Below are 12,077 nucleotides of genomic sequence, written 5' to 3'. Positions count from 1 at the left end.
CATTATGTCCGAAGGTTACCAACAGAAACGACCGCAGGCCCGCGGATTTTCGGGCCTGCGGCCTTGTGCGCCTTTCTGGTAGCGGGAACTACCAAAAAGGCGCACGGGCGCGGAGCGCCTACCGGACGGGCTGCAGCGATTCGTCCGCGTCGTGCAGCACCTTCTTCAGCTTCTCGCCTTCGATGTCGACGTTGGGCAGGATCTTGTCCAGCCACTTCGGCAGCCACCAGGCCTTGTCGCCGAGCAGTGCCATCACCGACGGGATGATCACCATGCGCATGATGAAGGCGTCGAAGAACACGGCGGCCGCGAGGGCGAAGCCGATCGACTTGATGAACGAGTTCGGCTCGGCGATGAAGGCCGCGAACACCGAGATCATGATGACCGCGGCGGCGCTGACCACCCGGGCACCGTGGTTGAAGCCGACGGTGACGGCCTGTTTCGAGGTCGCGCCGTGCACGTATTCCTCCCGCATCCGGGTCACCAGGAACACCTGGTAGTCCATCGCGAGTCCGAACACGACACCGATCAGGAAGATCGGCATGAAGCTGACGATCGGCTGCGGGTTGGAGATGATGCCGCCCCAGCCTTCCTGGAACACCGCGACGGTGGCACCGAATGTGGCCGCGACGCTGAGGAGGAAGCCGAGCGTGGCGGTCAGCGGCACCAGCAGCGAGCGGAACACGAGCAGCAGCAGGAGGAAGGCCAGGCCCACGACCACCGCGAGGTACGGGATCAGCGCGTCCTGCAGCGTGTCGGACACGTCGCCTTCGAGCGCGGTCTGTCCGGTGACGCCGTAGTTGACGCCGATCGAGTCGTGCAGATCTGCCTCCGCCCCGCGGATGTTGCTCACCTGGTCCATCGTGGCCGGATCGCTGGGGGCACTGCTCGGCGTGACCAGGATCTGCGCGGTGTCGCCGGCCTTGTTGACGCCGACGACCTGCGCGTTGGACACGTCGTCCTGCGCGGTGATGGTCTTCACGACCTCACCGAACGCCTCCGACGGTGTGCCGGTGGTGACGTCCTTGGCGTCGACGACGACGAGCAGCGGACCGTTCTTGCCGGGGCCGAAGCCCTCGCTGACGAGGTCGTAGGCCTGCCGGGAGCTGGTGGCGGGGTCGCCGGTGCCTTCGCCGGGCAGGGCCAGGCTCAGGCCGGTCGCGGGGATGGCGAGCGCCCCGAGCACCACGACGCCGGCGATCAGCGGAATCGCGGGCCTGCGGACGACGGCGCTGATGTACCGCAGGGCGAGGCTCGGCTTGCCCTCGTCGTCCTCGAGGTCGCGACTGCTGAGGAACGGGATCTTGCCTGCGAACGCCTTCTTCCCGAACAGCCCGAGGATCGCGGGCAGGAGTGTCAGGGCGATCGAGACGGCGATGAACACCGTGAACGCGGCCGCGGCACCCATGTCGGAGAGGAACGGGATCCCGACGACGCGCAGCGCGATCAGGGCGATGATCACCGTGAGACCGGCGAACACCACGGCGGAGCCGGCGGTGCCGACGGCCCGTCCGGCCGCCTCCGAGCGGTCGTCCGTGAGGGTGAGTTCGTGCCGGAACCGGGACACGATGAACAGCGAGTAGTCGATGGCGACGGCGAGGCCGATCATGATGGCCAGCGTGGGTGTCATCGAGCTGAGGTCGGTGAATCCGGTGGCGACGGTGATGCCGAGGCTGCCGATCATGATGCCGATGATCGCGGTGATCAACGGCAGACCCGCGGCCACTAGAGAACCGAACGTCAGCGCGAGCACGACCGCGGCCACGCCGATGCCGACGAGTTCGGTGGAGCCGCCGGGCGGCTCGGCTTCGTTGGCGGCGGACCCGCTGATCTCGACGGTCAGTCCGGCGTTGCGGCCGGCGTCGGCAGCGGCCGAGATCTGGTCGCGCAGGGCCTGGTCGACGTCGCCCATGCCGCCCTTGAACGGCACCTCGACGTAGCCGACGGTCTTGTCGGCGTTCAGCGGCGACAGCGCCTGCGCGTTCGCGACGGCGTCCGCTTCGCTGATTCCCTTGTCGGCCGCCGTCGATTTCGCCATCTCGACGAGCTGATCGTTCGCCGTGACGGGGTTGACCAGCGCCTTCGCGGCGTCGGCGCCCGAAGCACTGGCGGGATCGACCTTGGCGGCGTCCTGGACCTGTTCGATGCCGCGCACCTTGGCGAGCACGGCGTCCATCGCCTGCTGACTCTGCTCGCTCTCGAGGGTCTGCCCCTCGGGTGCGGCGAACACGTAGCGCGCGCTGACGGCGTTCATCGGATCGCTGCCCGCGGCCTCGGGGAAGCGTTCGGCCATCAGGTCCTGCGCCTGCTGCGCAGGGGTGCCCGGGATGGAGAACGAGTCCTTCGTGGGCCCGGACAGCGTGGCCGCCCCGACGCCCATGAGCACCAGGATCACCAACCAGACGCTGAGGACCGCGCCTTTTCGCCGATAGGCGAATCTGCCGATCCGATAGAGATAGGTGGCCACGGGAGGCTCCTTGTGAGTCGGTGGAAAGAAGGGTGGTTCGGGGCAGCCGGTTACGGCTGCGGGATTCCCTGACGGAGTTGACGCATGGCGTCGCGGACGAGTTCTTCGGGTCCGCTGGCGCCGGTCTTGCCGCTGCGCCACAGGTCGATCGACGCCTTGCACGCCGATCCGACCGCCATGTGCAGCAGGTTGGGGTAGAGGTCGGTGTCGATGTTCGTGCCGGTGCGTTCGGCGATCACTTCGCCGATGAGGCGCGTGACCCGGAGATGCACTTCGAGCTTCTTCGCGAGCAGCGCGGGGCTGGACTCGACGAGGTCCATCATCACGGCGGTCTCTTCGAGCGGCTTCCCGGGAGCGGTGACGATCTGGACCACCACGTGCTCGAGGGAATCCCAGATCGGCTCGTCCTCGGGGCGGGCGCGGAGCAGGTCCACCCAGTCGTGGACGGACTGCTCGAAGTGCGCGAGGACCGCCTCTTCCTTGCTGGAGAAGTAGTTGTGGAACGTCCGGGTAGAGACTCCCGCCTCGGACGCGATGGCGTCAGCGGTGACGCATTCGATGCCCAGCGCCCGGGCCAGGCGTGCGGCGGCGCCGCTGAGGGCTGCGCGGGTGGCGGCCTTCTTGCGGTCCCGCAGTCCGATTTCCGAAATCACTACACCGACGGTACAGAACTTGCGCAGCTCTGCAAATTTGCGTGAGTGTGCAATTTTTATGTCCTTGCCCACAGTTCCCGCGACACTGTGTCGGGGGTCACCGCGGCGTTACGGTGGACCCATGTCCGATCCGACGGCACCGCTGTCGTTCCGGGCGGACGAGATCGACCGCGCCGCCCTGGACCAACTCGCGTCCGTTCTCGACGTCCAGGCCGCGCGCCCGGGAATCCGGCGACTGCGCGAGTGGTCGTTCGCCGCCCTGCACGTGCAGCCGGGCGAGAGCGCGCTCGACATCGGCTCGGGCACCGGATCGGAGACCCGAGCACTCGCGGGCGCGGTCACCGCGGCGGGCCGGGCGATCGGGCTCGATCCCAATCCCGGCATGGCCCTCCTCGCCCGGGAGCGGACCGAGGAGGAGGGCTCGACCGCGCAATTCGTGATCGGCGACGCATACTCGCTGCCGTTCCCCGACAACCGCCTCGACGTCGTGCGCAGCGAGCGGGTCTTCCAGCACCTGAGCGAACCGGACCGCGCGGTGGCGGAAGTGGTCCGCGTTCTGCGGCCCGGTGGGCGCGGCGTGATCGTCGACAGCGACTGGGGCACGGCGATCATGCACCCCGGCGATCCCCTGGTCCTGCAGAAGATCATGGACGTGATGCTGGCGCACACCGCCAACCCGCACTCCGGGCGACTGCTCCCGGGTCAGCTCACCGCCGCCGGACTCGTCGTCGAGGACGTCGGCTCGGAGGCGTTGATCCAGGATCCGGACGACGTGACCGGCCCTCTCGTCCAGATGATGACCGCCGCCGCGATCGCCGAGGGAGCGATCACCGCCGCACAAAGCGACGAACTGCTGGACCAGTTGACCGCCGCCGCCCGCAGCGGCGACTTCCACATGTCGGTGACGATGTTCGCGTACCTCGTCCGCAAGCCCTGACGAAACCCTTCCGGCATTCGGAAACCGAGTGTGGTGGATCACCTCCGGTGCCGCACAGTGGTGGGGACGACGCTGCCGCCTCTTCGAGTCCGGCGTCACGAATCACACAGCAGCCCAGCATATTCCGGAGGCACTCATGTCCACGATCGCCCGCAACCAGTGGTACGTCGCAGCCTACGGCCGCGAGGTCGGACGCGAACTGTTCTCGCGCACCATCTGCGAGGAGCCGATCCTGTTCTGGCGCACCGAGGCCGGGGAGGCCGTCGCGATGAGCGACCGCTGCGTGCACCGCCGCTACCCGCTGTCCGAGGCGCCGAGCCGGCTCGACGGCGACAGTGTGGTCTGCGGCTACCACGGTTTCACCTACGGCAGCGACGGCGGCTGCGTGTTCGTCCCCGGCCAGGCCCGCGTTCCCCGCACGGCCCGGCTGCGCTCGTACCAGGTGGTCGAGCAGGACTCGTTCGTGTGGGTGTGGATCGCCGACCCGGACAACCCCGAGCAGGGCGATCCCACCCGCATCCCCCGCGCACCGTGGATGGACTCCCCCGACTACACCGTCGTGTCCGGCATGGAGCCGATCGACTGCAACTACGGCCTGCTCGTCGACAACCTGATGGATCTCTCGCACGAGACGTACCTGCACGGCGGCTACATCGGCACCCCCGAGGTGGCGGAAACCCCGATCACCACGGAGATCGACGAGGACCGGAACGTCATCTACGTATCGCGGCACATGGACGACGCGGAGTGCCCGCCGTTCTACTCCGAGTCCACGGGCATCGAGGGTCGCATCACCCGCTGGCAGGACATCGAGTACACGCCGCCGTGCCTGTACCTGCTGCACAGCCGCATCGCCCCGGTCGGCGCACCGCTGCCCGGCGACGACGGCTCCGACCCGCACGCGTTCCACAGCGAGATCGTCTACGCGATCACCCCGTCGACGGAGAACTCCACCCTCGACTTCTGGGCCGTGGCCCGCGACTTCGCGATCGGCGACGACGCCGTCACGACGTTCCTGGCCGAGAACAACCGCACCGTCGTCATGCAGGACGTCGTGGCGCTGAACATCCTGCAGCAGGCGCTCGGCACCGAGAAAGACGGCTACCAGGAGTTGTCGATCAACATCGACGCCGGCGGACTCGGCGCTCGCCGCCTCCTGAAGAAGCTGGCCGGCGCGTCGCAGGCCGTCACCGCCGCGGCGGGCTGACCGGTGGAACCGACGAGGATGCTCCGCGGGACCCGCGTGATGCGCATCGTGTGGCTGCCAGGTTCGGACCTGCTCGAGGGCGAGTGCCACTGCGGCGCCCGCCACGTGGCCGAGGAACCCGCCGCCCTGTGGGAGTGGTTGCTCGCCTGCCCCGACGGCCACCACCCCGCCGACCCGCCGGTGCCCGCGGTGCCGCTGCCCGCCGCGCCGGCATCCACCCCCGTCCCCGCCTGACCTCCCGGAAGAGACCGCCATGCCTACCCCACCCGAACCCGTGCTCGAACTGGAGCTGACCACCCGGACCCTCGGCGCCGACGGCGTCGTCGTGCTGGAATTCCGCGACCCTGCAGGCGCCGACCTGCCCGCGTGGACGCCGGGTGCGCACGTCGACCTGATCCTGACACCCGAGCTCACCCGCCAGTACTCGCTGTGCGGCGACCCGGCCGACACCGGCACCTGGCGCGTCGCCGTGCTGCGGGAGGCGATGGGCCGCGGCGGTTCGCAGTTCGTGCACGACAAGCTGAGCGAGGGCGACCGCGTCACGGTCCGGGGTCCGCGCAACCATTTCGAGCTCGAGCCGTCACCGCGGTACGTGTTCGTCGCCGGCGGCATCGGGATCACCCCGATCCTCACGATGGCGCAGGCCGCGGAGACCGCGGGCGCCGACTGGGCCCTCGTCTACGGCGGACGCAGCCGCAGTTCGATGGCGTTCGCCGACGTCCTCGCCGAGCGGTTCGGCGAGCGGGTGGTGATCCACCCCCAGGACGAGCACGGGTTCATCGACCTGCCGGGGCTGCTCGGCGACGTCCGGGAGAACACCCTCGTCTACTGCTGCGGGCCCGCGCCGCTGCTCGACGCCGTCACCGCTCACTGCGACCGCTGGCCGTCCGGCACGCTGCACCTCGAGCGGTTCGCGGCCAAGGACCTCGACGAACCGGTCCGGGCCGAGGGGTTCGAGGTGGAGCTGACGCTGAGCGGCAAGACCGTCATCGTGCCGCCCGAGCAGTCGATCCTGCAGGCCGTCACCGCCGCAGGCGTCCAGGTGCTGTCGTCCTGCGAGGAGGGGACGTGCGGAACCTGCGAGACGACCGTGCTCGGCGGTACTGTCGATCACCGGGATTCCCTGCTCACAGCGGACGAGCAGGCCGAGGGCGACACCATGATGATCTGCGTCTCGCGTGCGAGCTGTCCACGCCTGACGCTGGAACTGTGAGACGGAGACCGAGTAATGGCGATCACCGGTTCGGTGACCATTCGCTCGTTGCGGCTCCTCGAACTGTTCACCCCCGCGTCGCCGCGGCTGACCCTCAGCGACCTGTCGCGCAAGTCCGGGTACCCGCTGAGCACCGTGCACCGGCTGACCAGCGACCTCATCGAATGGGGCGCCCTCGAACGTGACAGCAGCGGTCGCTTCACGGTTGGGCTGAAGCTGTGGGAGATCGCGTCGCTCGCACCGCGCGGCACGATGCTCCGCGAACTGGCGATGCCGGTGATGGAGGACCTGTCGCAGATCACGCGGGAGAACGTGCAGCTCGGCATCGCGGAGGGCACCGAGGTCGTGTTCGTCGAACGCATCGCCGGACAGAAGGCGGTGCCCGTCCAGACCCGCGTCGGCGGCAGGTTCCCGCTGACGGCGTCCGGCATCGGGCTGGCCCTGCTCGCGTACATGCCGACCGACGTGCAGGAGCAGGTGCTGGCCGGGCCGATCGAGAAGTTCACCGAACGGACCGTCACCGACCCCGTCGTGCTGCGAAGGACCCTCGCCGAGATCCGCCGGTCCGAGGTCGCGATCAGTGATCGTCAGGTGACCATGGACGCCGTCTCCGTCGCGGCCCCGATCTTCGAACGTCCCGGAACGGCGGTCGCGGCCGTGTCGCTGGTGGTGTCGGCGGAGGGGGCGTCGCTCAACGCGCTGGTCCCACTGGTGCGCGCGGCAGGCCGGACGATCAGCCGCGCGCTGCGCCCTCGTCAGCCGACGTAGCCGGCCGGGTGCGACGCTCCCAGGCGCCGGGGTCGGACGTCAACGTGGTGAGGAATCCCGGTAGTTGCCCGTTCGCCACGTCCGCGAGGCTCACGTTCTCGAGCACGGCGCGCAGGTTCACTCGCACCGCGATCCACACGTCCTGCAGTTTCGCGGCCGGTCCGCCGTAGTCGACGTCTTCGGGGCGTTCACCGCGCACCGACGCCAGCGGACCCTCGACGGTCCGGATCACGTCGGCGATCGTGATGTCCTCGGCGGGCCGCGCCAGCCAGTAGCCGCCGTCGGGTCCGCGCCGGCTGTTGACCAGTCCGCCGCGGCGGAGGTCGGCGAGCACGGCCTCGAGGAACTTGTGCGGAATGGTCTGCGACTGTGCCAGGAACTCGGCCTTGGACGGGGACGGCCCGGCCGCAGCGAGTTCGATCAGCGTCCGCACGGCGTAGTCCACCTTTGCGGTGATGTGCACACCGAATTCCTACCATCCAAGTATGAAAACCGGCAACTCACGTTTAGTGATGCGTGTCACTCCGAGGTACATTGAACTGGACGATCGTCTTGTATGGAGGAAAGCAGCATGTGGGACACCGTGACGTCGGCATGGAATTCGGCGCTGCTGACACCCCTGCACGAGCCGGTGACACTGGCCATCCCCGCGTTCGTGCTGTTCCTCGCCCTCGAATGGTTCGCGGCCCGGCACCTCGAGGACGCCGCGATCGACCCCGACGGCCGATCCCGCCCGGTCCGCGGCGGCTACGAGCGCCGCGACGCCCGGGCGAGCATCTCGATGGGTGCCGTGTCCATCCTGACGACGACGTTCTGGAAGGTGCTGGCCCTGATCGGGTACTCCGCGATCTGGGTGTACCTCGCACCGTGGCACCTGCCCGCGGACGCCTGGTACACGTGGGTGATCCTCATCCTCGGCGTCGACGTGCTGTTCTACACGTATCACCGGATGTCACACCGCATCCGCCTGATCTGGGCCACCCACCAGGCGCACCATTCGAGCGAGTACTTCAACTTCTCCACCGCACTCCGCCAGAAGTGGAACAACAGCGCCGAGATCCTGATGTGGATTCCGTTGCCGCTGATCGGCATTCCGCCGTGGATGGTGTTCATCGGATTCTCCGTGAACCTCGTCTACCAATTCTGGGTCCACACCGAGCGCATCGACAAGTTGCCCCGGCCCGTCGAGTTCGTGTTCAACACCCCGTCACACCATCGCGTCCACCACGGCTGCGACCCCGAATACCTCGACCGGAACTACGCCGGCATCCTCATCGTGTGGGACCGGATGTTCGGCACGTTCCAACCCGAAACGCATCGCCCCACCTACGGACTCACCAAACCGGTGGGCACCTACAACATCTGGAAGCTGCAGACCCACGAATACGCCGCCATCGGCCGGGACTGGCGCCGGGCGTCGTCGTGGCGCGACAAGCTCGGCTACGTGTTCGGCCCGCCCGGCTGGACGCCGTCAGGAACGGGCGAAGCTGACCAGGAAGTCGACCGTGCCGTTGCCGTCCACGGTCACGAAACCCAGTGACGGCGGCGTCACACCGAAGTCCGTCCAGGTGACCGGGATGCTGCCCGACGCGATGAGGTCGTCGCCGGAACGCAGCACGTCGACGTCGACGGTCACCGGACGCGACTGCCCCTTCAGCGTCAGCGTGCCCTGCGCGGACACCGTACCCACGGAACCGTCCGCGGGCAGCCCCGACAGATCGACCGGGGAGTCGAGCGTGAACGTGGCCGTCGGGAACGTCGCGGTGTCCATCACGTTGCCGCGGAACTGGCCGTCGCGCCGGGACTGATCGGTCGCGATCGTCGCCACCTGCACGGTCACGTCGCCGGCGGTGAGTTTCTCGCCCTCGACGGTCGCGTTGCCGGTCACGTCGCCGGTCGACCCGACCACGGTGACACTGGCGCCGTTGAGGATCTCGTGGACGGTGTACCCGGCCGCCGTCTCGTTGGAGCCCTGCCCGGGTGTGACGGTCCACTGCCCGTCGACCGATCCGGTGGCCGCCTCCGCGCCCTCGGTCGACACCGACGCCGCCGGTGCGTCGTCCTCTGCGATGAATTGGCCGTAGAACCACGGTCCCACCAGGAGCGCGAGTACGACAACGACCACTGCGCCGACCAACCACCACAGCTTTTTCATGAGCTCAGGCTAGTTGCAGCTTCAAGGGATGTCACCCGGAACGACCTGCGAAAGTGCTGTGAACGAGCGTCACGGGACCGACACACAAAAAAAGCTCCCCACCTGCATGCGCAGGTGGGGAGCTTTGGCGGTGGCGGAGGGATTTGAACCCTCGGACGGGGGTTACCCGTCACACGCTTTCGAGGCGTGCTCCTTAGGCCGCTCGGACACGCCACCGCCGGTGACTTTACCGGATGTGGCGCCCGAGCCTGAAATCGCCAGGTGAAGCCGCTTTACGTGAGCTTGTCCTTGAGGTTCTTCGCGGCGTCCTTGACCTTCTCGCCGGCATCCTTCACCGCCGAGGAAGCCTGGTCGGCCTTGCCCTCGTCGCGAAGGTCCGGGTCGCCGGTCGCTTTGCCCGTGGCTTCCTTCGCCTGGCCCTTGAGGTCTTCCGCCTTGTTCGAAGCTTTGTCTGCGATTCCCACGAGATACCTCCGTGAATCCGATTTCGAACCCGGTGACGGGTCCGGCGGCGCCTCGTCAGCGCCTGTCTCCAGAGAAGCACGGGTCATGTGGACCCGGCCACAATGTGTCGAGTACCCCACGAAAGCGTTTAAAACCGGTCAGCGCCGCTCACGGAAGAAGTCTTCGAGGATGCCGGCGCACTCGTCCTCGAGAACACCACCCCTGACCTGCGGGCGGTGCGTGAGGCGCCGATCGCGGACGACATCCCACAGCGAGCCGACGGCACCGGTCTTCGGCTCCCACGCTCCGAACACGACCCGGGAGATCCGGGCCAGCACGAGCGCGCCCGCGCACATCGTGCACGGCTCCAGCGTCACCGCGAGCGTCGCCCCCTCGAGGCGCCACCCGTCTCCGTACACCCGCGCCGCGGCCCGCAACGCGATGATCTCCGCGTGGGCCGTCGGATCCGACATCGCCTCCCGCGAGTTCACGGCCCGCGACACCTCGACGCCGTCCGCGTCGAACACCACCGCACCCACGGGCACGTCGGCGTCGGTGGCGGCGCGGGCCGCCTCGATCGCCGCGCGGATCATCCGCTCGTCGTCCTGAAGAGTCACGGCGTGCGGGACTACCGGGGAAGCTTGTCGAGGACCCCGGTCAGCTCCGTGGTGAATCCGAGCCGCTGCGCGATCATCCCGAGCTGCTCGTCGGGGTAGAGATCCGTCTCGGACGTGATGACCGCCAGAACGGGTTCGGGCAGCCCGAGGTCGGCGAGCAGCGACAGGTCGCCCTCCTCCCACGGCTCGATGTCGTCGAGGTCGTCCGGATCGATGTCCGGAACCTCGACGTTGAGCGCCTCGAGGACGTCGGCGGCGATGTCGTAGTCGATGGCGGCGGTGGCGTCGGACAGCAGCAGACGCGTTCCCGACGGCGCCGGACGGAGCACGATGAAGAACTCGTCGTCCACGTCCAGCAGACCGAAGAACGCGCCCGCGCTACGGAGGGCCCGAAGCTCCTCCTCCGCGACGCTCAGACTGGTCAGAGCAGCCGAAGTGAGGGCCTTCACCTTCCACCGGCCGTCCTCGTGTACTACTGCGACACCGAAGCCCTCCAGATCCTCTGCCCGATCCGTGGAGGCGCTGTTGTTTTCCGCGCGCTGTGCAGCCATGAGCGCAACGGTAGCCCGCTGGGTGCCGGTAAATGAAGTCCGCCGTCGAATGTGCCAACCTGTTCGGGTGTCTGAAACCCCTTCCACACCTCCGGTGTGCGTGCTCGGCCTGGGATTGATCGGCGGTTCGCTGCTGCGTGCGGCAGTGCGCGCGGGCCGCGAAGCGTGGGGTCACAACCGGTCCGCACCGTCCGTCGACGCCGCCCGCGCGGACGGATTCGACGCCGACACCGATCTGGTCGCGGTGCTGCAGCGTGCGTCCGCCGAATCCGCGCTGATCGTGATCGCGGTCCCAGTGCCCGCCGTCGCCGCCACCCTCACCGCGATCGCCCTGTACGCATCGAACTGCCCGATCACCGACGTCGTCAGCGTCAAGGCCGAGGTCGCGGCGGCCGCGGCCCGCCAGGGACTCGCCGGCCGGTATGTGGGCGGGCATCCGATGGCGGGAACGTCGGCGTCCGGGTGGAGCGTCGGCAGCCCCGACCTGTTCCGGGAGGCCGTGTGGGTGGTCGGCACGGACGACGGCGTCGACCCGGGCATCTGGACGCAGGTCGCGCAGCTCGCATTGGACTGCGGTTCCGTCGTCGTGCCCGCCGAGTCTGCCGAGCACGACCGGGCGGTCGCGCGCATCTCGCACCTGCCGCACCTGCTGGCCGAGACCCTCGCGATCACCGGAGCCCGCGGCGGACCGCTGGCGCTGGGCCTGGCGGCCGGCTCGTTCCGCGACGGCACCCGGGTGGCGGGCAGCGCGCCCGGGCTCGTCCGGGCCATGTGCGAGGGCAACCGGGACGCCCTGCTGATCGCACTGGACGAGGCGCTGACACTGCTGCAGGACGCCCGGACCGAACTGGCGGAGCAGTCGTCGACGGCGGGACTCGTCGAAGACGGTCACGGCGCGCGCCAGACGTACGACAACCAGGAGACCTGGGAGATCACCGGCATCGTTCCCGGCCACGAAGGCTGGATCGAGGAGATGCGTGACGCCGGCCGGCGCGGGGGGCGGCTCCGCCGCCTGTGAGTGCCCGGCGAGTGCAGGGACTCGTTAACCGCGCACGGGCGCGAAGC

General features: G+C 68.6%; 14 protein-coding genes and 1 tRNA gene. 7 read left to right on the top strand and 8 right to left on the bottom strand.

Going from position 1 to position 12,077, the window contains the following annotated elements:
* Window positions 1-118: 118 nt before the first annotated feature.
* A complete protein-coding gene (locus JWS14_RS22735; RefSeq protein WP_206014419.1) occupies window positions 119-2,467 on the bottom strand; it encodes an MMPL family transporter in 2,349 nt (782 codons plus the stop codon).
* Window positions 2,468-2,517: 50 nt separating this feature from the next.
* Window positions 2,518-3,120, bottom strand: a complete 603-nt coding sequence (locus JWS14_RS22730) for a TetR/AcrR family transcriptional regulator (protein WP_072938316.1) — start codon at window positions 3,118-3,120, stop codon at window positions 2,518-2,520.
* A gap of 121 nt (window positions 3,121-3,241) precedes the next feature.
* Between JWS14_RS22730 and JWS14_RS22725 the strand changes: the two genes are divergently transcribed.
* The 5 genes from JWS14_RS22725 to JWS14_RS22705 all read left to right on the top strand — a co-directional run bounded on the left by JWS14_RS22725 (window position 3,242) and on the right by JWS14_RS22705 (window position 7,245).
* Window positions 3,242-4,057, top strand: a complete 816-nt coding sequence (locus JWS14_RS22725) for a class I SAM-dependent methyltransferase (RefSeq protein ID WP_206014418.1) — start codon at window positions 3,242-3,244, stop codon at window positions 4,055-4,057.
* A 136-nt stretch (window positions 4,058-4,193) separates the two neighbouring features.
* Complete coding sequence (locus JWS14_RS22720) at window positions 4,194-5,264, top strand: aromatic ring-hydroxylating oxygenase subunit alpha (protein WP_072938477.1); 1,071 nt, start codon at window positions 4,194-4,196, stop codon at window positions 5,262-5,264.
* 18 nt (window positions 5,265-5,282) lie between these two features.
* A complete protein-coding gene (locus JWS14_RS22715) occupies window positions 5,283-5,498 on the top strand; it encodes a hypothetical protein (protein ID WP_072938321.1) in 216 nt (71 codons plus the stop codon).
* Between the two features lie 19 nt (window positions 5,499-5,517).
* Window positions 5,518-6,477 (top strand): PDR/VanB family oxidoreductase, encoded by a 960-nt coding sequence (locus tag JWS14_RS22710; RefSeq protein ID WP_206014417.1) that lies wholly within the window; start codon window positions 5,518-5,520, stop codon window positions 6,475-6,477.
* A gap of 15 nt (window positions 6,478-6,492) precedes the next feature.
* Entirely contained in the window at window positions 6,493-7,245 is a 753-nt protein-coding gene (locus JWS14_RS22705; protein WP_072938327.1) for an IclR family transcriptional regulator, read from the top strand.
* Here JWS14_RS22705 and JWS14_RS22700 read toward each other — a convergent pair.
* On the bottom strand, window positions 7,211-7,708 hold the full coding sequence (locus tag JWS14_RS22700; protein ID WP_206014416.1) for an RrF2 family transcriptional regulator: 498 nt from the start codon (window positions 7,706-7,708) through the stop codon (window positions 7,211-7,213). The genes JWS14_RS22705 and JWS14_RS22700 overlap by 35 nt on opposite strands.
* A gap of 108 nt (window positions 7,709-7,816) precedes the next feature.
* On the opposite strand from JWS14_RS22700, the gene JWS14_RS22695 reads away from it, so the two are divergent.
* A complete protein-coding gene (locus JWS14_RS22695) occupies window positions 7,817-8,785 on the top strand; it encodes a sterol desaturase family protein (protein ID WP_206014415.1) in 969 nt (322 codons plus the stop codon).
* Here JWS14_RS22695 and JWS14_RS22690 read toward each other — a convergent pair.
* The 5 genes from JWS14_RS22690 to JWS14_RS22670 all read right to left on the bottom strand — a co-directional run bounded on the left by JWS14_RS22690 (window position 8,717) and on the right by JWS14_RS22670 (window position 11,012).
* Complete coding sequence (locus tag JWS14_RS22690; RefSeq protein WP_072938333.1) at window positions 8,717-9,400, bottom strand: YceI family protein; 684 nt, start codon at window positions 9,398-9,400, stop codon at window positions 8,717-8,719. The two genes, JWS14_RS22695 and JWS14_RS22690, sit on opposite strands and share 69 nt — an antisense overlap.
* A gap of 125 nt (window positions 9,401-9,525) precedes the next feature.
* A tRNA-Ser gene (locus JWS14_RS22685) sits at window positions 9,526-9,616 on the bottom strand.
* 56 nt (window positions 9,617-9,672) lie between these two features.
* Window positions 9,673-9,864, bottom strand: coding sequence for a CsbD family protein (locus JWS14_RS22680; RefSeq protein WP_009477222.1), 192 nt, complete (start codon window positions 9,862-9,864; stop codon window positions 9,673-9,675).
* A gap of 138 nt (window positions 9,865-10,002) precedes the next feature.
* Window positions 10,003-10,461 (bottom strand): nucleoside deaminase, encoded by a 459-nt coding sequence (locus tag JWS14_RS22675; RefSeq protein WP_005561213.1) that lies wholly within the window; start codon window positions 10,459-10,461, stop codon window positions 10,003-10,005.
* 11 nt (window positions 10,462-10,472) lie between these two features.
* The gene (locus JWS14_RS22670; protein ID WP_095862882.1) at window positions 10,473-11,012 is read right to left on the bottom strand and encodes a tRNA adenosine deaminase-associated protein; all 540 of its coding nucleotides are present in this window, start codon (window positions 11,010-11,012) and stop codon (window positions 10,473-10,475) included.
* Between the two features lie 49 nt (window positions 11,013-11,061).
* On the opposite strand from JWS14_RS22670, the gene JWS14_RS22665 reads away from it, so the two are divergent.
* A complete protein-coding gene (locus JWS14_RS22665) occupies window positions 11,062-12,030 on the top strand; it encodes a prephenate dehydrogenase (RefSeq protein WP_206014414.1) in 969 nt (322 codons plus the stop codon).
* Window positions 12,031-12,077 lie beyond the last annotated feature (47 nt).

Origin of the sequence: Rhodococcus koreensis (genome assembly GCF_017068375.1) — a bacterium.
GTDB lineage: Bacteria > Actinomycetota > Actinomycetes > Mycobacteriales > Mycobacteriaceae > Rhodococcus_F > Rhodococcus_F koreensis.
The sequence above is the reverse complement of the archived record's forward strand: the minus strand, read 5'-3'. Positions and strand labels throughout refer to the sequence as shown.

What these genes read in the sequence shown, in the direction of transcription:
- JWS14_RS22720 (WP_072938477.1), top strand. Translation starts at nt 4,194, where the DNA reads ATGTCCACGATCGCCCGCAACCAGTGGTACGTCGCAGCCTACGGCCGC.
- JWS14_RS22725 (WP_206014418.1), top strand. Translation starts at nt 3,242, where the DNA reads ATGTCCGATCCGACGGCACCGCTGTCGTTCCGGGCGGACGAGATCGAC.
- JWS14_RS22715 (WP_072938321.1), top strand. Translation starts at nt 5,283, where the DNA reads ATGCTCCGCGGGACCCGCGTGATGCGCATCGTGTGGCTGCCAGGTTCG.
- JWS14_RS22690 (WP_072938333.1), bottom strand. Translation starts at nt 9,400, where the DNA reads ATGAAAAAGCTGTGGTGGTTGGTCGGCGCAGTGGTCGTTGTCGTACTC.
- JWS14_RS22705 (WP_072938327.1), top strand. Translation starts at nt 6,493, where the DNA reads ATGGCGATCACCGGTTCGGTGACCATTCGCTCGTTGCGGCTCCTCGAA.
- JWS14_RS22670 (WP_095862882.1), bottom strand. Translation starts at nt 11,012, where the DNA reads ATGGCTGCACAGCGCGCGGAAAACAACAGCGCCTCCACGGATCGGGCA.
- JWS14_RS22695 (WP_206014415.1), top strand. Translation starts at nt 7,817, where the DNA reads ATGTGGGACACCGTGACGTCGGCATGGAATTCGGCGCTGCTGACACCC.
- JWS14_RS22710 (WP_206014417.1), top strand. Translation starts at nt 5,518, where the DNA reads ATGCCTACCCCACCCGAACCCGTGCTCGAACTGGAGCTGACCACCCGG.
- JWS14_RS22665 (WP_206014414.1), top strand. Translation starts at nt 11,062, where the DNA reads ATGTGCCAACCTGTTCGGGTGTCTGAAACCCCTTCCACACCTCCGGTG.